11 protein-coding genes are annotated in these 19,673 nt (G+C 62.5%); 2 read left to right on the top strand and 9 right to left on the bottom strand.

Annotation, left to right across the window (positions count from 1 at the left end; all coding sequences use genetic code 11):
* Positions 1 to 37: 37 nt before the first annotated feature.
* Both treS and glgB read left to right on the top strand, forming a co-directional pair.
* A complete protein-coding gene (gene treS, locus ABMD26_RS01570; protein ID WP_354307137.1) occupies positions 38 to 3,361 on the top strand; it encodes a maltose alpha-D-glucosyltransferase in 3,324 nt (1,107 codons plus the stop codon).
* Positions 3,358 to 5,601 carry a 1,4-alpha-glucan branching protein GlgB gene (glgB, locus tag ABMD26_RS01565; protein ID WP_354307135.1) on the top strand — a complete coding sequence of 748 codons (2,244 nt, stop codon included), beginning with the start codon at positions 3,358 to 3,360 and terminating at the stop codon, positions 5,599 to 5,601. The genes treS and glgB overlap by 4 nt, the downstream gene beginning before the upstream one ends.
* 97 nt (positions 5,602 to 5,698) lie before the next feature.
* Here the strand turns inward: glgB and ABMD26_RS01560 are convergent, their stop codons facing one another.
* The 9 genes from ABMD26_RS01560 to glgA form a co-directional block, all read right to left on the bottom strand.
* Complete coding sequence (locus tag ABMD26_RS01560) at positions 5,699 to 6,307, bottom strand: class I SAM-dependent methyltransferase (protein ID WP_354307133.1); 609 nt, start codon at positions 6,305 to 6,307, stop codon at positions 5,699 to 5,701.
* On the bottom strand, positions 6,304 to 7,062 hold the full coding sequence (locus tag ABMD26_RS01555) for a PIG-L deacetylase family protein (RefSeq protein ID WP_354307131.1): 759 nt from the start codon (positions 7,060 to 7,062) through the stop codon (positions 6,304 to 6,306). The genes ABMD26_RS01560 and ABMD26_RS01555 overlap by 4 nt, the downstream gene beginning before the upstream one ends.
* Positions 7,059 to 8,066, bottom strand: coding sequence for an acyl-CoA dehydrogenase family protein (locus tag ABMD26_RS01550; protein WP_354307129.1), 1,008 nt, complete (start codon positions 8,064 to 8,066; stop codon positions 7,059 to 7,061). The genes ABMD26_RS01555 and ABMD26_RS01550 overlap by 4 nt, the downstream gene beginning before the upstream one ends.
* A complete protein-coding gene (glgX, locus tag ABMD26_RS01545) occupies positions 8,063 to 10,225 on the bottom strand; it encodes a glycogen debranching protein GlgX (protein ID WP_056842534.1) in 2,163 nt (720 codons plus the stop codon). Before glgX ends, ABMD26_RS01550 begins: the two co-directional genes overlap by 4 nt.
* Positions 10,226 to 10,446: 221 nt before the next feature.
* Complete coding sequence (locus ABMD26_RS01540; RefSeq protein WP_134722200.1) at positions 10,447 to 10,803, bottom strand: DUF2934 domain-containing protein; 357 nt, start codon at positions 10,801 to 10,803, stop codon at positions 10,447 to 10,449.
* Positions 10,804 to 10,818: 15 nt separating this feature from the next.
* Positions 10,819 to 13,608, bottom strand: coding sequence for a malto-oligosyltrehalose synthase (locus ABMD26_RS01535; RefSeq protein ID WP_354307127.1), 2,790 nt, complete (start codon positions 13,606 to 13,608; stop codon positions 10,819 to 10,821).
* A complete protein-coding gene (malQ, locus tag ABMD26_RS01530; RefSeq protein WP_354307125.1) occupies positions 13,605 to 15,689 on the bottom strand; it encodes a 4-alpha-glucanotransferase in 2,085 nt (694 codons plus the stop codon). The genes ABMD26_RS01535 and malQ overlap by 4 nt, the downstream gene beginning before the upstream one ends.
* Positions 15,686 to 17,476: a malto-oligosyltrehalose trehalohydrolase gene (treZ, locus tag ABMD26_RS01525; protein ID WP_354307123.1), complete on the bottom strand. Its 1,791-nt coding sequence runs from the start codon at positions 17,474 to 17,476 to the stop codon at positions 15,686 to 15,688. The genes malQ and treZ overlap by 4 nt, the downstream gene beginning before the upstream one ends.
* A 68-nt stretch (positions 17,477 to 17,544) precedes the next feature.
* A complete protein-coding gene (gene glgA, locus ABMD26_RS01520; protein WP_134722204.1) occupies positions 17,545 to 19,107 on the bottom strand; it encodes a glycogen synthase GlgA in 1,563 nt (520 codons plus the stop codon).
* Between the last annotated feature and the right edge of the window lie 566 nt (positions 19,108 to 19,673).

The raw sequence follows: 19,673 nt of genomic DNA, 5'->3' as shown, positions 1-19,673 counted from the left end.
TCAATGTTGCCTAGCCGCACAAGACAGGGAAACAACAATGGCGAAAAAGCCTCGGTCGCAAGCGTTCATCGATGACCCGCTCTGGTACAAGGACGCGGTTATCTATCAGGTCCACGTCAAGTCGTTCTTCGACTCCGACAACGATGGCATCGGTGACTTTCCGGGGTTGATCGCCAAACTCGATTACATTGCCGATCTGGGCGTCAACACCATCTGGCTGTTGCCGTTCTACCCCTCGCCGCGTCGCGACGATGGCTATGACATTGCCGAGTACAAGGCCGTGCACCCGGACTACGGCACCCTGGCCGACGCGCGTCGCTTCATCAACGAGGCGCACAAGCGTGGCTTGCGAGTGATCACCGAACTGGTGATCAACCACACTTCCGACCAGCACCCCTGGTTCCAGCGTGCGCGCAAGGCCAAGAAGGGCTCCAAAGCCCGTGATTTCTATGTGTGGTCCGACAGTGACGAGAAATACGACGGCACGCGGATCATCTTTCTGGACACCGAAAAGTCCAACTGGACCTGGGATCCTGTGGCCGGTCAGTATTTCTGGCACCGGTTCTATTCCCACCAGCCCGACCTGAATTTCGACAATCCGCAGGTGATGAAAGCGGTCATCGATGTGATGCGCTACTGGTTGGACATGGGCATCGACGGCCTGCGCCTGGATGCCATTCCGTACCTGATCGAGCGTGACGGCACCAACAACGAGAACCTGGCCGAGACCCACCAGGTGCTCAAGCAGATTCGTGCCGAGATCGATGCCAACTACCCCGATCGCATGCTGTTGGCCGAAGCCAATCAGTGGCCGGAAGATACCCAGCTGTATTTCGGCGAGGCGAAGGGCGACGACGGTGACGAATGCCACATGGCCTTCCATTTCCCGCTGATGCCGCGCATGTACATGGCGCTGGCCCAGGAAGACCGGTTCCCGGTCACCGACATCCTGCGTCAGACCCCGGCGATCCCGGCCAATTGCCAATGGGCGATCTTTCTGCGCAACCACGATGAATTGACCCTGGAAATGGTCACCGATCGTGAACGCGACTACCTGTGGAACTACTACGCCGCCGACAGCCGGGCGCGGATCAATCTCGGCATTCGTCGTCGCCTGGCGCCGCTGCTGGAACGGGACCGCCGCCGCGTCGAGCTGCTCAACAGCCTGCTGTTGTCCATGCCCGGTACACCGACCCTGTATTACGGTGACGAAATCGGCATGGGCGACAACATCTACCTGGGCGACCGGGACGGCGTGCGCACGCCGATGCAGTGGTCGATCGACCGCAACGGCGGCTTCTCCCGCGCCGACCCGGCCAGCCTGGTATTGCCGCCGATCATGGATCCGCTGTATGGCTACCAGTCGGTCAACGTCGAGACCCAGGCCAACGATCCGCACTCGCTGCTCAACTGGACCCGGCGCATGCTCGCCGTGCGCCGCCAGCAGAAGGCATTCGGCCGGGGCAGTCTGACCATGCTCACGCCGACCAACCGACGCATTCTGGCCTACGTGCGTGAATACACCGGTAGCGATGGCAAGACCGAGATCGTGTTGTGTGTCGCCAACGTCTCGCGTGCCGCCCAAGCGGCTGAATTGGATCTGTCCCAGTACGCCGGCATGGTGCCGGTGGAAATGCTCGGTGGCAGCGCCTTCCCTCCCATCGGTCAGCTGAATTTTCTGCTGACCTTGCCACCCTACGGCTTCTATTGGTTCCTGCTGGCCAGCGAAACCCAGATGCCGAGTTGGCACGTCGAACCGGCCCAAAGCATGCCTGACTTCCAGACCCTGGTGTTGAAACAACGGATGGAGGAGTTGCTCGACGAGCCGTCGCGCAGCACTCTGGAACACACGTCATTGATGCAGTACCTGCCCAAGCGCCGCTGGTTCGGTGGCAAGGACGTTGCCATCGACAACCTGCGCATCGCCTACGGCGTGCGTTTCGGCACCGCGCAGAATCCCGTGCTGTTCAGCGAGCTGGAAGTCACAGCCGGTGGGCAGACCAGCCGCTACCAGTTCCCGTTCGGCTTCATCCCTGAAGACCACAGTGGTTCGCCGCTGCCTTTGCAACTGGCGCTGTCGCGGGTTCGACGCGGCCGTGAGGTCGGCTTGATCACCGATGCCTTCGTACTGGAAAGCTTCATCCATTCGGTGATCGAAGGGCTGCAGGTGCAGAAGACGTTGTCCAGCGCCGAAGGCGAGATCCGCTTCCAGGCCACCGATCACCTGGCAGCGTTGAAGCTGGACCAGAGCTCGGTCATCCGCTACCTGTCGGCCGAGCAGTCCAACAGTTCGGTGGTGGTCGGCGGTAGCCTGGTGTTGAAGATGATCCGTCGCGTGAGTGGCGGCATTCACCCCGAGCTTGAGATGGGCGCCTACCTGACCGCTGCCGGCTACGCCAATATCTCACCTCTGATGGGCTCGGTCAGCCGTGTGGATGCCAGCGGCACCCCGCACCTGTTAATGATTGCCCAGGGCTATCTGAATAATCAGGGCGACGCGTGGGAGTGGACACAGAACAACCTCGAACGCGCCATTCGCGATGAAATGGCTTTCGCCCATGCCGAGCAGGGCCAGCGCTACGACGCCTTGGGCGAACTGGCCGACTTTGCCGCCATGTTGGGCCAACGCCTGGGCGAGATGCACGTGGCCCTGGCCGCACCCGGTGCGCAGGCTGATTTCCTGGCCCGCGTGAGCACCGAGAAAGACGCCCAGAGCTGGACCGCAAGTATTTCCAGCCAGGTCGAACGGGCGCTGAATCTGCTCGAACAGCGTCGCGCCGATTTTGCCGAGCAGGATCAGGCCCTGGTGGCTGAACTGTTGAGCGAGCGCGAGACGCTGCTGGCCCATGTGCAGCAACTCAGCCAGCAGGCCATCGGTGGCTTGATCATGCGTGTGCATGGCGACCTGCACCTGGGTCAGATGCTGGTGGTGCAGGGCGATGCCTACCTGATCGACTTCGAAGGCGAGCCGGCTCGGCCCCTCGAAGAGCGTCGAGCCAAATACAGCCCTTACAAAGACGTCGGCGGTGTGTTGCGCTCCTTCGACTACGCGGCGGCCATGGCCGTGCGCAATGTGCAGAGCACGGACGCCTCCGACGAGGCGGCGCTGGCGCGTCAGCGCGTGGCCAAGCGTTACCTGGCAGAAGCCCGTCAAGCCTTCATCGGCGCCTATGACCTGGCGACCCAGGCCGTGCCCCATCAGTGGCAGAATCCTGAGGGTGCCCGCGCTGCACTGGATTTGTTCAGCCTTGAAAAGGCTGCCTACGAGATCGCTTATGAAGCGGAGAATCGCCCGAGCTGGTTGGCCGTGCCCTTGCACGGACTGTTCGGGCTCTTGAGTACGAGGGAGAATAAGCAATGAGTGCGCACAGCGAACAGGGCAAGCGTGATGTTGGCGCGTTGCCGGCAAAAGCCGATATCGAGGCGCTGATCCGTGCCGATCATTCCGATCCGTTCTCGGTTCTGGGTGCCCACAGCGACGGTGGCACGGGTAGCTACATCCGTGCCTATCTGCCGACCGCATTGAGCGTACAGGTACTGGCCAAGGACGGTGGTCATCCGTTGACCACGCTCGACCAGGGCAACGTACCTGGCCTGTTCACCGGCCACATCGAGCAAAGCCAGCCGTATCTGCTGCGCGTGCAGTGGGCCGGTGGTGTGCAGGTCAGTGAAGATCCGTACAGCTACGGCAACCTGCTGGGCGACATGGACATCTATCTGTTTGCCGAGGGCAAGCACCGCAACCTGGGCAGCGTATTCGGTGCGCAGTTCATCGAGATCGACGGTGTCCAGGGCACCCGCTTTGCCGTCTGGGCACCCAACGCCAAGCGCGTTTCGGTGGTTGGCGACTTCAACGTCTGGGATGGCCGTCGCCATCCGATGCGTCAGCGCTTTCCATCCGGTGTCTGGGAACTGTTCATTCCGGCGCTGCAACCGGGTGAGCCGTACAAGTACGAAATCCTCGGCCAGCACGGCATCCTGCCGTTGAAGGCCGACCCCATTGCGCTGTGCACCGAGCTGCCGCCGTCGACCGCGTCGCGAGTGGCCAAGCCGATGCAGTTTGCCTGGGACGATGACGCCTGGCTCGACGTTCGTGCCGAACGTCACGCCATCGGTGCGCCGCAGTCCATCTACGAGCTGCATGCCGGTTCGTGGATGTGCGAACTCGATGAAGCGGGTGAAGTGGTTCGTCCGTACAACTGGCACGAATTGGCGGAGCGCCTGATCCCATACGTGCAGAAGATGGGGTTCACCCACATCGAACTGCTGCCGATCATGGAGCATCCGTTCGGAGGTTCATGGGGCTACCAGCCGCTGTCGCAGTTCGCGCCGTCGGCCCGCTATGGCACACCGGAAGACTTCGCGGCATTCGTCAATGCCTGCCACAAAGCCGAAATCGGCGTGATCCTCGATTGGGTACCTGCGCATTTCCCGACCGACGAACACGGTCTGGCACGTTTCGATGGCACGGCGCTGTACGAATACGACAACCCGCTGGAAGGTTTCCACCAGGATTGGAACACCCTGATCTACAACCTGGGCCGCACTGAAGTCCACGGTTTCATGATCGCGTCCGCGGTGCACTGGCTCAAGCACTTCCACATCGACGGCCTGCGTGTGGATGCCGTGGCGTCGATGCTGTACCGCGACTATTCACGCAAGGCCGGCGAGTGGATTCCCAATCAATACGGCGGTCGGGAAAACCTGGAAACCATCGCGTTCCTGCGTCACCTCAACGATGTGGTGAAACAGGAAGCACCGGGTGCCATGGTGATTGCCGAGGAATCCACGGCATGGCCGGGTGTTACCCAGCCGACTCAAGAGGGTGGCCTGGGCTTCGACTACAAGTGGAACATGGGCTGGATGCACGATACGCTCAACTACATCCAGAACGACCCGATCCACCGGCCGCATCACCACAGCCAACTGAGCTTTGGTCTGGTGTATGCCTACTCCGAGCACTTCGTGCTGCCGATCTCCCATGACGAAGTGGTGCACGGCAAGCATTCGCTGATCGACAAGATGCCGGGCGACCGCTGGCAGCAATTCGCCAATCTGCGGGCCTACCTGACGTTCATGTGGACCCACCCGGGCAAGAAGCTGCTGTTCATGGGCTGCGAATTCGGCCAGTGGCGCGAGTGGAACCATGACCATCAGTTGGACTGGTACCTCACGCAGTACTCGGAGCACTCGGGTGTGCAGCAGTTGGTCGCCGACTTGAATCGGTTGTACCGCGACGTACCGGCCCTGCACCAGCAGGACTGCCAGCCTGAAGGCTTTCAGTGGATCATCGGTGATGACGCCACCAACAGTGTCTTTGCCTGGCTGCGCTGGAGCGCTGGCGGCGAGCCGGTACTGGTGGTCGCCAACTTCACCCCGGTGCCACGCGAGAGCTACACCGTGGGCATACCGTTCGGCGGTGAGTGGGAAGAGCTGCTCAACAGCGATGCCGAGCAATACGCCGGTTCCAACTACGGTAACGGCGGCAAGGTGTTTGCCAGCGAGGAGAGCAGCCATGGCCAGCCGCACTCGATCACCCTCAATCTGCCACCGCTGGGCGTGCTGATCCTGCGTCCTACGCGAGCCGATATCCAGGGCTGATGCCAATGAAAAGGGGCTTCTTCAAGAAGCCCCTTTTTTATCGGCTGCACACGCGGCCTGCTGCGCTATCAAACCTGCGCTACCCAGTCTGTGCTAATCAGCGCAACCCCTCGTGCTGTGCCACGGTGGTCGGTTCAAGACCCCACACTTCCAGCAGAAAGTCGCCTTCCTTGTGCTCTATCAGCCGATGCATACCGAGTTCGGCCTGCAGCTGGGCGTGTACCTGCTCGGCCGTCTGCGGGGCGCCTTCGATGGTTGCCAGCCAGTGGCAGGCCACCAGTTGACCGCCTGGGTTGAGTGAGCGCCGAACCTGTTCGATGACTTGGCTGAAGTCGGTTCGATTCAGGTAGTAACCCAATTCGTTGAGCACGATCAGGTCGAAGCGTTCGCTTGGCCAGTCGGCGGGCAGGGCTGCCTGCCTGGCGTGGGCATGATCCAGCTCGTGCAAGCGCGCTTGGGTCAGGCCGACCGCACGGGCGTTCATGTCGCAGCTGAGCAGGTAGTCGCAGCGGGTTGACAGGGCCAGGCTGGTTTCTCCGTTGGCGCAGCCTGGCTCGAAGATCGCGCCATAGTGCTCCTGCGGCAGGCAGGCCAGCAGCAGGGCACGCTTGCGTCGTTCGTACCAGCGATGACGCATCGCCCAGGGGTCGTCATTGCCATCGTAGAGCTTGTCGAAATACTGGTTGTCGACGCTGTCTGCGCTCATAGAAAGACGACCTCGAACGGCTGCAGCAGCCGCTCCAATACATAGGGTGGAAGAACCGGTGCCAGACCGATCTGCGGGTCACCTTCCAGCTGGCTGGCAAAGGCGTGGGCGGCGTGGCTCTTGCGCGCCACCATGACCTTGTCCAGCGGCAGCTTGTGCGCTCGTTCCCAAGGAATACGATCGTCTTCGGGCGCGGCCCAATGCCAGGTCCAGATCGGCAGCTCGTGATGAACCGCTCCGACCGCTGCAGCGGCCGTCGCGCCCGCGCGGCCACTGGCCTCGTGGTCGGTGTGGCCATCGTTGCACCAGGTGCTGAACACGACATCGTTGGGCTTGAGATAGCGTTGGATGAAGTCCGTGAGCCGTTGTTCGTCACGGGCCACACCGCTGTCGGCGAAACCGCCGCGGATCCACTGCAGGCTGTGCAGGGGCAAGCCCAGTCTGCGCAGCGCCTCGTTGCTCTCTTGCGGGCGTACGGCGCTCAGGCGTTCGGCCGTCCAGGTCTGCGATCCGGGGTGACTGGCGCTGCCGTCGGTGACGGAGATGATCAGGATCGGCCGTTCCAACTGCGCGAGCAATTGCAGCAGCCCGCCGCAGCCGAGCACTTCGTCGTCGGGGTGCGGGGCGATGATCACTGCTCGTGAACCGGCAGGGACGAGGGTCTGGGCATCGATCAGCGGCAATTCGGCGAGGTGCCTGGAGCTGCGCCAGGCCTGCAGGGGCGTACCCTGGCCTACGATAGGGTTCTCTTTCATAAACTCCAGGTCCGCGTCGTGGGGGCGCCAAGCAATTGCCCAAGCGCGGCCAGGTCGCGTTCGGCATGGCTCTGTCGCAGGTACACCGGCAGATCGGCGATCAACCGGGCGAAATGAGGATCCTTGCAGTACGGGCCGGCACCCATGGCCCGGCCAACGTGGCTGATGACGGTTTCTGCGGTCTCTTCGGCCACCCCACGGCACAGCCGCGCCGAATGCTCGAAAGGGCCTTCGGGCTGCAGATCGGCTGCATTGGCCGCTTGGCGCAACACGGCGATGCAAGCGCCCAGCGCCCGATCCACCGCGCCCAAGTGAGCCAAGGCGTGGGGCTCGGGACGGGCGTGACAATGCTGGGCGAGGTGGCGTGCCAGTTCGCGGGCAGCGCCGAACCAGCACGCGGCGATACCGATCCCGCCCAGCCAGAACCCCGGACGGCTCAGGTAGCCCCCAGCCGGTCCGACATACCAGCCTTCGGCATTTTCCAGCAGGATTTCGACGCTGCCGGTGTTGGCCATGCCCACCGCGTGCCAGCCGTCGTCGGTGACGCACAGGTTGGGCTGATCCATCGGCACGGCGACCAACTGCTGCTGGCCATCGTCATCCCAGGCGGTCAGCAGGCCATGAGTGACGACGCCGGCGCCCGAGCACCAGGCCTTGCGGCCGCTGAGCACCGCACGATCGCCCTCGCGCCTGACCATTACCCGGGCCTGAGGCGGCTCCGATGCCCAGGTGCCCCAGATCGAGCCTTCCGGCACAGGCTGTGCGCGCAGTTCCTGCATGATTGCCAGGGCGTCGGTATGCCCCTCATACAGCTTGCACAAGCCCAGGTCATGCCCGGCCACGGCAGCCAGGCATTGCCAGCGTTGCAGCGTGTCGCCGCCGGCCGGCAGCGTCAGGCTGTCCAGGCCCAGACTGCACAAGCGCCGCATTTCCTTGCCCAGCGCTGCGGTGTCGGCGTAACCCTGTGGTGGGCGGGTCAGCGCTTCGATCAGGGTTGGCTTCATTCTTCGAGGTCCCGGTGCAGTTCGAACATCAGCATCGAGCGACCGGTTACCAGGAATTCGCTGCCGAACTCCAGACGCTCATGCTCGCCCAGTTCCGGGCGGTTGGTGTCGATGCGACAGTTCCAGTACTCTCCTTCCGGCACTTGAGGCAGGATGAAGTTGACCACGTCGTGGTGGGCGTTGACGATCAGCAGCAAGGTGGCATCGGCCCCCGGCTTGCGAATGCCGCTGGGCTGCGCGCGGCCATCGAGCATCATGCCCAGGCAGCGGCCGTTGGGATCTTCCCATTGCTCGGCAGTCATCTCGTTGCCCAATGGATCCAGCCAGGTGACGTCCTTGACGCCGATCGCTTCGTTGTATTCACCCACCAGGAAGCGGTTGCGACGCAGGATCGGATAGCTGTTGCGCAGCTTCACCAGACGCTTGACGAAGCGCAGCAGGCCTTTGCCTTCCTCGTCCAGTTCCCAGTTGATCCAGCCGATCTCGCTGTCCTGGCAATAGGCATTGTTGTTGCCGCCCTGGGTCCGCGAGAACTCGTCGCCAGCGACGATCATCGGCGTGCCTTGGGAGAACAGCAGGGTGGTGAAGAAGTTGCGCATCTGGCGCAGGCGCAGCTCGACGATTTCCGGGTCATCGCTGGGGCCTTCGACGCCGTGGTTCCAGGAGACGTTGTTGCTGGTGCCGTCCTGGTTGTCTTCCTCGTTCTCTTCGTTGTGCTTGTCGTTGTACGACACCAGATCGCGCAGGGTGAAGCCGTCGTGGGCGGTGATGAAATTCACCGAAGAATACGGGCGGCGGCCACGCTGGTTGAACATGTCACCCGAGCCGGTCATTCGTGCGGCGAAGTCGGCGAGCTGGCCGTCGTCGCCTTTCCAGAAGGCCCGCACGGTGTCGCGGAAGCGATCGTTCCATTCGGCCCAGCCGGGGGCGAAACCGCCCACCTGATAACCGCCGGGGCCGCAGTCCCACGGTTCGGCGATGAGCTTGACCGTGCGCAGCACTGGGTCCTGACGACAGGCAACGAGGAAGCTGTGGCGTTCGGAGAAACCGTCGTGATAGCGCCCCAGAATGGTCGCCAGGTCGAAGCGGAAGCCGTCGACGTGCATCTCCGACGCCCAGTAGCGCAGCGAGTCGGTGACCATCTGCAGCACGCAGGGGTGGCTCAGGTCCAGGGTGTTGCCGGTGCCCGAGTCATTGATGTAATAGCGCTTGTTCTCCGGCATCAGGCGGTAGTAGGAGGCGTTGTCGATACCGCGCATCGACAGGGTCGGGCCTTGCTCGTTGCCTTCGGCGGTGTGGTTGTAGACCACGTCGAGAATCACTTCCAGGCCGGCGTCGTGCAGGTGCGCGATCATCTCCTTGAACTCGGCGATCTTGCCGCTGGCGATGTAGCGCGAATGCGGGGCGAAAAAGGCAATGCTGTTGTAGCCCCAATAGTTGTTGAGGCCTTTCTGCAGCAGATGCTGGTCGTTGACGAAGCCGTGGATCGGCAGCAGCTCGATCGAGGTGACGCCCAGCTTTTTCAGGTGGTCGACCACTTCCGGCACGGCCAGGCCGGCGAAGGTGCCGCGCAACGCCTCGGGCACGGCCGGGTGCTGCATGGTCAGGCCGCGTACGTGGGCTTCGTAGAAGATGGTCTTGTCCCACGGGACGCTGACGCGGTGGTCGCGGCCCCAGGTGTAGGCCGGGTCGATGACCTTGCTTTTGGGCACGAAGGGCGCACTGTCGCGCTCGTCGAAACTGAGGTCACCATCGGGATGCCCGATGGTGTAACCGAACAGGGCTTCGGACCACTTCAACTCACCGACCAGTTGCTTGGCGTAAGGGTCGATCAGCAGTTTATTGGGGTTGAAGCGGTGGCCGTTTTCCGGATCGTAGGGACCATGCACACGGTAGCCGTAGATCAGCCCCGGGTGGGCGTCGGGCAGGTAGCCGTGGTAGATCTCGTCGGTGTACTCGGGCAACTCGATGCGCTCGATTTCTTCTTCGCCGCTGGCGTCGAAGATGCACAACTCGACCTTGGTGGCATTGGCCGAAAACAGCGCGAAGTTGACGCCCAGGCCATCCCAGGTCGCGCCGAGCGGGAAGGGCAGGCCTTCACGGATACGCGAGGGTTCGGCGGGTTCTGGCGCTGGTGCAGCTTTTTTTTGCGGACTCATGGTCGATCCTTGCTCTTGGTTTGCACGCGTACGGCGCAGGCAGATGTCACGGCATCTTCGGTGTCTTCAGAGTCGGGTGTACGAGGGTGTGCAACGGGTTGGAAGACGCGCCGTGCGAGTGACGGGCGTTTGAGGTCGTGAAACCGCGACCATCCAGCCCTGAGGCTGGATCGGCGAAAAATGGGCCCGCGTGCCCGGCAAAGTTGGTACGCGGGCGGGTATCACTTTGCAGCAGGCTTCTTCGGCGCCCGCGGCTTTTTCGGGGCGGCTGGCTTGGTGTCGTCCTCGGCTTTTGCAGCCGAGTCGGCGGTCGCCTGGTCGGCGGCCTTGGCCGGTGGCTTGGGCTTGGCGGCGGGGGCTTCACCGGCAGCTTTCGGCTTTGGCTTGGGCTTTGGCTGAGCCGCTGCCTTGGGCTTGGCCGGTGCCTTGCCCTTGCTTGGCTTGGACGGTGCCAGCGCTTCGGCTTCGGCCAGTTTTCGCGCCATTTCCCAATGACGCTCTTCCTGACCTTCGGGCTGGCCTTCGGATTCCCAGATCTGATAGGCGAATTCGCGGACTCGTTTGTCGTCGGCACTCATTTCAACGCTCCTTAATTACAGCTCACTTTGTAGGAAGAGATTGACAGGAAACTCTTTCAGCGCAGTGCCTACCAACAATTCCTTCTCTGCTGTGACTGCCTGCTCGGAAAAAAGTCCCTTCAATGTAGCCCCGGATTTTGCCGATGGCAAAACGACACGGGTGTCGCCCCAAGCGCTCGCATCGATCAGAGGCGTCTTGCTATCAGCAAGAAGGCCACTGGCCAGGCGAGGCACGATCACCACTGCAGCGGTGCCGTCCAGTACCCGCGCAAAAGCGTGGATACGATCGGCATGAGCGCCCAGAACGTCCAGCTTCTGGTAGCTGCCCTCGCGGAACAACGCTGGATGCGCGGCGCGGACCTCGAGGGTACGCTGAATCATGGACTGTTTGATGCGACCATCGTGCCAGCTTTCCAAAAGCTCGCTGACGGCAGGACGTGCATCGAGCGAACGTTCCCGCGCGGCGTAGTCGACCGGACGACGGTTGTCCGGATCGACCAGGCTGAAATCCCAGTACTCGGCGCCCTGATACAGATCGGGAATACCTGGCACGGTCATGCGCAGCAGCGTCTGCACCAGACTGTCCAGCGCGCCGCTGGGCGCGATGGTGCGGCTGGCTGCAGCGATGGCATCGCGCAGTGAGCGACCCTTTTCGCTGAGCAGCAACTGTTCGAGGAACTCGCGGCAAGCCTTTTCGTAGGCTTCGTTCGGTGCGCTCCAGCTGCTGATCAGCTTGGCCTCGCGCAACGCTTTCTGCTGCCACTGATACAGGCGTTCGGCGTAGGCGGTCAGGCCATCGACGTCGTCGCTGCGCAGGTCCAGCGGCCAGCTGCCCAGCAATGCCTGATACAGCATCAGTTCGTCGCCACCGGTCGGTGCATGGCCATCGCCGAAGGCACTGCGCAGGGGCGCGGCCAGTTCAAGCCATTGTTCGACTTGCTCGACGTACCAGGGAGCACGCTCGCTCAGCACGGCCAGACGGGTGCGAGTATCTTCGCCGCGCTTGTGGTCGTGAGTCGCAGTGGCCAAGAGGTTGTCGGGGAAGTGCTGCAGACGCTGCTGACAGGCTTCGTCGAACGCTTCAGGAGTACCGGCGAACAGTTCGGTCTCGAACCCTACGTCGTTGCGCGAAAGCAGTACGGCAGAGCGATAGAACGCGGTGTCTTCCACGGCCTTCGCTGCCGACGGCGAAGTCAGCTGCTGGAAGCGCACGCAGGCATGACGGATCAGCTTGCGCGGGCGGCCTAGCGGCAGGTCGCGCCACGATTGGCCGCCCAACCAGCGCTCGAGGTAGTCGAGCACCGGCCAATCGGCTTCACCCAAGGTACTGCGAGCACCTTCCATGGCTTTCTGGAAGAAGGCCTCGTCTTCGGCAGGACGCCCACACGGGTTGATGTAGGTGCGGTATACCGGGAAATGCACGATCAGCTCCTGCAGCGCCCGGCGAATGGCGCCCAGGGTCAGGTCGCGGCTCATCAGATCGCCTCGGGCCACCTGCAACAGGGCCTGGGCGACGGACTCGAAGTCACCGGCCAGCGAGCCATTGAGCACCAGATTGCGCGCTACGTGCGCCTCTTCGATGAACTCGCTGGGGCGTCCGCTGATGCGGTTCCAGAGTTCGCCTAGCGGCTGTTCCCCGGCTGGATCGTGCTGAAGCAGGGACACCTGGTTCATGAATTCATAACCGGTGGTGCCGTCGACCTGCCAGTCACGGTGCAACGTTTCGCCCGCGCCGAGGATCTTCTCGACATAGATCGGCACATGGTCGATGCGCGCCGATTCGGGACGTTGCTGCAACAGGCCTTCGACCCGACGCCGCAGTTTGCGCGAGTAACCGCGCGGATCGGCCAAGCCGTCGATGTGGTCGATACGCAGACCATCCACCAGGCCCGCTGCGATCAACTCGAAGATCTTCGCATGGGTGGCTTCGAACACGGCAGGGCGCTCGACACGCAAGCCGCCCAGTTCATTGACGTCGAAGAAGCGCCGCCAGTTGATGTCGTCGCCCGCCGTGCGCCAGCTGGCGAGGCGATAAGATTGGCGTTCCAGCAGTTCGTGCAGACGCTTGAAGCCTTCTTCGCTGGTCGAGTCGAAGCGGGCGAGCGAAGCTTCGATGGCTTCGCTCAAGCCCGCGCCAGCGGCCTGTTTGGCCAGCTCGGCCTGCAACGCACGGGCCTGAGCATAGGCGTCGTCGCTGCCATGCAGATTGGCGAAGCGCGCACCCAGCTCGCTGACCGGCGCATTCCCGGATGCGGCCAGAATGTGCGGGTAGTCGATGGGGCAGATGGGGAAGCGATGTTCGTAGTGCTCGACGAAGAAACTGCCCTGTTCGGCATCGAATTTGAGCACCAGCTCGCCCTTCTGCAGGGCCACCCCGTAATCACTGCCCAGAAACGGCAACAGCAACTGGCCTTCGAGCAGCGGATCGGGCGAATGCCACTGGATGTCGAAGAATTCCGAATACGGGCTGCGACGGCCCCACTCGAGCAAATCCAGCCACCACGGGTTGTGTGAGCCACCGACCGCCATGTGGTTGGACACGATGTCGAGGATGAAGCCCATATCGTGCTCGCGCAGCGCCGCGATCAGTCGCTCCAGCGCAGGCTGGCCGCCTAGCTCGGGGTTGACCTGGGTCGGGTCGACCACGTCATAGCCGTGCATGGAGCCTGGGCGTGCCTTGAGAATGGGTGACGCGTACACATGGCTGATGCCGAGCCGGGAAAAATAAGGCACGAGGCGAGCGGCATCGTCCAGGGTGAAGTCTTTGTGCAATTGCAGCCGAACGCTGGCCGTCATTTTTTTCATCGGTAACGCTCACTGGCTTGTTGGCGGGCGCAAGCCAGCAGCTCTAGGCGTCTGGCAGCGTCTTCATCGTCGAGAAGATTCTGGGCATGGGCGCTGTAGCGGCGGCGCCAATTGGGGTGACTGTCTATGGTGCCCGGCAAGTTGGCTTGTTCTTCGATACCCAAGGCGTCGTCGATCGGCAGCAGCACCAGCGGGGCAGGGGTCAGGCCAAGGAAGCGTGTGCTTGCGTCGATGATGGCGTCGATGTCCTCGATGCCTTCACTTTCACTGTGTTGCAGCTCAGGGGCGAGCACCTGGCGCAGGGCACGACGTTCGTGCTCGCGGGTCACGCGCCATTGCTTCTCGGTCGGCTCGTCGATCAGTTCAAGATCGCGGTTCCAATCGATGTCGCGGCCGTGCCACCAGCCGTTGAGAGTGGGCAAGTCATGGGTGGTCGACGTCGCCAAGGCGTTGTCTGGCCACGCTTGATGTTCGGTGAACTCCCCATCGTTTTGCTCGAAGAGCAGCACGCGCATGCCGAGCATCTGCCTGGCCGCCAGTTTCTCGCGCAGCCCATCCGGCACGGTCCCGAGGTCTTCGCCGAGCACTACCGCCTGGTGACGATGAGATTCGAGGGCAAGCAGGCGCAACATGTCGTCGATAGGGAACTGCAGGTACGCACCTTCGCCGGGCTTGGCGTCGGCCGGGATCAGCCACAGGCGTTGCAGGCCCATGATGTGGTCGATGCGCAGGCCGCCCGCGTGGGCAAAATTGGCCCGCAGCATTTCGATGAAGGCCCGGAAGCCATTGCGCTTGAGGCCTTCGGGAGAAAAGGCGGAAATGCCCCAGCTCTGTCCGGAGCGATTGAGAATGTCCGGTGGCGCGCCGACGGTGAGGTCGGCGAGCAATTCGTCCTGGCGACTCCAGGCCTGGCTCCCGGCACCATCGGCACCCACGGCGAGGTCGGCGATCAGGCCGATCTTCATGCCGCTGTCACGGGCGGCTTTCTGCACCTTGGCCAGGCAGCGATCGATCAGCCACTGGCAGAAGGCGTGAAAGGCGATCTCGTCGGCATGGGCGGCAGCGAACTCGGCCACCGCGGTGCCGCGCGGGTCGTGCCACTCTTGTGGCCATTGGCGCCAATCCAGGCTTTCGCCACGGGCCTTGAAATCGGCCTGCAGGGCTTCATAGCGGCAGTGGTTCTCCAACGCCTCGCCACCGGCGTGGCGAAAGGCGCTGAAATCCGCGTTCAACGCGTGTTCGGTGTCGCCAAAGCCCTTGTACAGAGCCCTGAACAGGCGCTGCTTGGCGCCGGCGGCGGCCGGCCAGTCGACCAGCGGCAGTGCTTCGAGCGACTGCAGGGTTTCGCTCAGTCCGGCAGCCTCGATCGCCGTGCGTACTGCGTCCTCGCCCAGCACCGCGGCAGGGGCCGCGTACAGGCTGTTGAGGAACAGTCGGCTGGACGGCGAGTAGGGGCTGTAGCGCGTGTTGTCGCTGCTGCTCATCGCGTGCATGGGGCTGATGGCCAAGGTGTCGGCACCGCGCTCGCCGGCGCTGCGCACCAGGGCTTCCAGCGCCTGAGTGTCGCCGAAGCCGCCATCGCCGGTGCGGCGCACGGCATAGAGTTGCACGCCCAGCCCCCAAGCGTGGGCAGTGTCCTGCCCATAGGCGTCAGCGACGCTGTAGCAGCGAGCCGGTGCCACGGCCAAGGTGAAGCGCTGCTGCTCGATCTGCACGTCCTGGTAGCCCACGGGCAGCAGACCAGGCAGGGCGGCATGGTTGTCCAGGCTGATCGACAGCGTGCTGCCGTCTTCCAGATGCACCTCACACGCCGTACCGGGCGCGAAGAACTTCGCCAGATCCAGCGGCTGACCATGCTCGACGGTCAGCAACGGTGGCAGACGCTGCGACTGCGCCGCCTTGCTCGACGCCGCCAGGCTTTCTTTCAGTTCCTCGTCGTTGTCGGCCGGATGACCGAGGCCTCGCAGCACTTTACGCAGGACACTGTCAGGAACTTTTTGCGGCTTGCCGTTGGCATCGGTCCAGTCGACGGCGATACCCGCCTGCTCGGCGAGGTCATGCAGTTGCTTTTGCTCGCTCATGCCGCGGTCTCCGCAGCGCTCGCCGGAATCAGGCTGATCAGCGCCGTGAGGGCAGGCAAGCCTTGAGTGCTCCCCGCATCGTCCGGTTGCAGGCGGCTGTCGAACAGCCGGTGTTCGGTGGGCAGTTGAACGGGCACTGCACTTTCGCTCAGATTGAGGTCGATGCGCAGCACGCTGCCGTCACCCATGCGCCATTTGGCGCTCACGGCCTTTTCGGCCAGCACCTGGGCTCCCAGCGACTGGGCACCGTCAAGCCGCGGTACGATCTCGTCGCGGCGCAGGGCCAACAGCTGACGGTACAGCTGCACCCAGGGACCGTCCTGGCGGAACTGGAACTCGGCAAAGTCCGGGCGCGAAGCTTCGAAGGTGCTCGCCGCGTTCGGGTCGGGAATCTTGGCGCGGGTTTCTTCGTTGGCGAACGAGTCGAAGGCAGCGAACTCGGCACGGCGACCTTCGCGAACGGCTTCCGCCAGTTCGCCGTGGTGATCGGTGAAAAACAGGAAGGGTTCGTCTGCGGCCCATTCATCGCCCATGAACAGCATGGGGATCATCGGCGAGAGCAACAGCAGCGCAGTCGCTGCCCGAAGCGCAGGCTCGCTGCACAGCAGGCTCAGCCGCTCGCCCATGGCGCGGTTGCCAATCTGGTCATGGTTCTGCAGGAACAGCACGAAGGCGCTCGGTGGCAGATGACCGCTCGGCTCGCCACGCGCTTCACCTTTCTGATTGGTTTCACCCTGGTAGATGAAACCCTGGCTCAGGCAGCGAGCCAGTTTCTCGGTGGAGTCTTCGCTGAAGTCGGCGTAGTACGCCTCGCTTTCGCCGGTCAACATCGCGTGCAGCACGTTGTGGCCGTCGTCGTTCCACTGGGCGTCATAACCCTGTTCGAGCAGGTGGGCCTGGTTGTGCTCGTTTTCCAGCATCAACCAGACATGCCGGTCCGGCCCGACCTGCTCACGCAGGGTGCCGGCCATTTCCTGGAGGAACGTAGGATCCTGAATAGCGTGCACAGCGTCGAAACGCAGACCGTCGAAACGGTATTCGAGCAGCCACATCGCGGCGTTGTCGATGAAGAAGCTGCGCACCTCATCGCGACGGAAGTCGATGGCGTCGCCCCATGGGGTTTTCTTGTCGTGACGGAAGAAACCCTTGGCATAGCGGCCCAGGTAATTGCCGTCCGGCCCGAAGTGGTTGTAGACCACATCGAGGATCACCATCAGACCATGGCCGTGGGCGCAGTCGATCAGGTGCTTGAGTTGTTCAGGAGTACCGTAGGAGGCTTCGGGTGCATAGGGCAGCACACCGTCGTAGCCCCAGTTGCGCGTGCCGGGAAATTCGGCAATCGGCATCAGTTCGATGGCAGTCACACCCAGCGCGGCGAGGCGGGCCAGATGAGCCTCGACACCGGCGTAGCCACCCAAGGCACCGACGTGCAGCTCGTAAATGACTGCCTGAGACCAGGGACGACCCAGCCAGTTGGTGTTCTGCCACTCATAGGCCAACGGGTCGACCACGACGCTGGGGGAGTGCACATCGTCCTGCTGTGCGCGGGACGCGGGATCCGGCACGGCAACCTCGCCATCGATATCGAAGCGGTAGGCCGTGCCCGCCGGGCACTTGTGCTCAAGGGTGAACCACCCGTCGCTGCGCGCGACCATGGGCAAGGATTCATCATCAGCGATCTGCAATCCAACCGAGAAAGCATCCGGAGCCCACAGTGCAAAGTGAGTGAGTCCGGAGTCCTGCATTACCGCACCGTGGGACCAGGTTTCAGTTTTCCGTGAAGGCATCGATGAAACCTCTTCCGTCATTGATCAGTTGCCGTTATTGATGAGTTGCCGTGACTGAGTGACTGCCGTTACCGATGAGCCGCGGAACGCTTGCTGCCTTGCACCAGGGTCTTGTACAGGTCGGCGTAGGGTTCGACCGCTTCGCTCCAGTTGAACGGCTGGGTCATGGCGCGGCAGCGCATGGCATTCAGCAGTTCAGGCTTGTCGAACACATAGAAGGCACGGGCCAAGGCGGCCTGATAGCTTTCGATGGTCGATTCGCCGAAGAGAAAGCCCGTCACGCCGTCTTCGATGGTATCGGCCAGACCGCCAGTGTTGCGCGCCACCGGCAAGGAACCGAAGCGCTGTGCATACATCTGGCTCAGGCCGCAGGGTTCATAGCGCGAAGGCATCAACAGGAAATCGCTGCCGGCGAACATGCGGCGGGCGTCGGTTTCGTTGAAGCCGATGCGTACGCCGACGCGACCCGGGAAACGCAGGGCCAGTTCGCGCATGGCTTGCTCTTCTTCAGGCTCGCCGCGGCCGATGATGACCACCTGGCCGCCGTTCTCGACGATGAACTGGGTAACGCCTTCAGTCAGGTCCAGGCCCTTCTGGTAAACCAGGCGGGACACCACGGCGAACAATGGGCCGTCCGAATCGTCGATCTCGAACAGCTCGCGCACGTGGGCGGCATTGACGGCTTTGCCTTCCCAGTCGTTCAAGCTGAACGGGCACACCAGGTGCGGGTCGGTCGCCGATTCCCAGCTGGCGTCGATGCCATTGGGAATGCCGCTGAGCTTGCCCTGCTGCGCCTTGCTGCTGAGGAAACCTTCAAGGCCACAGCCGAATTCAGGGGTGGTGATCTCTTCGGCGTAGGTCGCGCTCACCGTGGTGATATGGTTCGAATAGGCCATGCCGGCCTTGAGGAACGACAACTTGCCGAAGAATTCCATGCCGTCCTGCTGCATCGCATGGCTGGGCACGCCCAATTCAGGGCAGCAGGCACGACTGAAAACACCCTGGTAGGCCAGGTTGTGGATGGTGAACAACGTCGGTGTGTTCAGCCCGCGCCAATGCATGTAGGCAGGCGCCAGACCGGCCGGCCAGTCATGGGCATGAACCAGATCGGGCTTCCAGTGGACCATGCCCTGACCGGCTGCGATATCGGCAGCAGCCAGGCCCAGGCGAGCGAAGCGAATATGGTTGTCCGGCCAGTCGCGACCGTTGTTGGCGCCATAAGGAGTGCCGTCACGTTCGTACAGCTCAGGGCAGAGCAGTACGTAGATGACGAGCCCGTCGGGCATGTCCATACGACCGATCTTGCAGGGCGGCAGGGCAGCGTGGCCGCTCAATTCGCCAACCACATGAATCGGATTGTCACTGTTTAACACTTGCGGGTAGCCGGGAATCAGCACACGAACGTCGTGAACCTGGCTCATGGCACGTGGCAGCGCAGCCGACACGTCACCCAGGCCGCCGGTCTTGACCAGGTCGGCGATCTCCGATGTCACGAAAAGAACTTTTTGCTTGTGGACGCTGGACGGCGTCTGCAGTGCTTTGCTGGTAGGCGTGGGAACCTGCAAGTGGGCGGGTTCCGCCGCTTGCCTGTTGAAACGCTCTCCGTGGTTTTCGACAGCGGCACTGATCATTGTTCTCTCCCGTGCATTACGTACTTGTATGGCAGATCCTGACTCTGAAAAAGCGCTGATCGATTAGCGCTTCCCGCTGACACACGCACAGGCGCTGCAGACAACGGCGTTCCTGCCGCAGGCTGCAATGATTCACGGGATAGCAGGTTTGGCGGACAAGAAACATCAAATAACCTGCTTCCTATCCTGACCTGTCTGATTTGCAAAAAGTTTCGAGTTTTTTGCATCGGATTTCCAAGCGATAGATCGCCTGTGACCTGAGTGTAGGAGATCCGCCATTTTTTTGGGCCGGGCGCGCGACTGACGGGCGATTATTATTGGCACACTCGTCCTACAGGCCTTGTGCGGTGGGCGTTTTGGCGGCTTCGCGGCCCTTGCTCGAGCCTGTTGGCGAACCGTCACGGGTCTTGGAACAAAACCATTGCGATTTGTGTACCGTTCCAGAAGCGCGTCTTGATGAAATCGACAAAAATTCAAGTTTTTTGGCCAGCCCCGCAACCGACCAAAGGTATACTCGGAAACTTCCCGGTATCGTCCGGGACTAACTTGGAGGCTCGTTCGGGTAA

Origin of the sequence: Pseudomonas sp. PvP001 (assembly GCF_040546375.1) — a bacterium.
GTDB lineage: Bacteria > Pseudomonadota > Gammaproteobacteria > Pseudomonadales > Pseudomonadaceae > Aquipseudomonas > Aquipseudomonas coleopterorum.
Note: the sequence above shows the minus strand (reverse complement) of the source record. Positions and strands in the feature narration are given on the sequence as shown.

Coding starts and splice junctions, on each gene's coding strand:
- glgX (WP_056842534.1), bottom strand. CDS start 10,225: ATGAGTCCGCAAAAAAAAGCTGCACCAGCGCCAGAACCCGCCGAACCC.
- glgA (WP_134722204.1), bottom strand. CDS start 19,107: ATGATCAGTGCCGCTGTCGAAAACCACGGAGAGCGTTTCAACAGGCAA.
- malQ (WP_354307125.1), bottom strand. CDS start 15,689: ATGAGCGAGCAAAAGCAACTGCATGACCTCGCCGAGCAGGCGGGTATC.
- ABMD26_RS01560 (WP_354307133.1), bottom strand. CDS start 6,307: ATGAGCGCAGACAGCGTCGACAACCAGTATTTCGACAAGCTCTACGAT.
- ABMD26_RS01535 (WP_354307127.1), bottom strand. CDS start 13,608: ATGAAAAAAATGACGGCCAGCGTTCGGCTGCAATTGCACAAAGACTTC.
- treS (WP_354307137.1), top strand. CDS start 38: ATGGCGAAAAAGCCTCGGTCGCAAGCGTTCATCGATGACCCGCTCTGG.
- glgB (WP_354307135.1), top strand. CDS start 3,358: ATGAGTGCGCACAGCGAACAGGGCAAGCGTGATGTTGGCGCGTTGCCG.
- ABMD26_RS01540 (WP_134722200.1), bottom strand. CDS start 10,803: ATGAGTGCCGACGACAAACGAGTCCGCGAATTCGCCTATCAGATCTGG.
- treZ (WP_354307123.1), bottom strand. CDS start 17,476: ATGCCTTCACGGAAAACTGAAACCTGGTCCCACGGTGCGGTAATGCAG.
- ABMD26_RS01550 (WP_354307129.1), bottom strand. CDS start 8,066: ATGAAGCCAACCCTGATCGAAGCGCTGACCCGCCCACCACAGGGTTAC.
- ABMD26_RS01555 (WP_354307131.1), bottom strand. CDS start 7,062: ATGAAAGAGAACCCTATCGTAGGCCAGGGTACGCCCCTGCAGGCCTGG.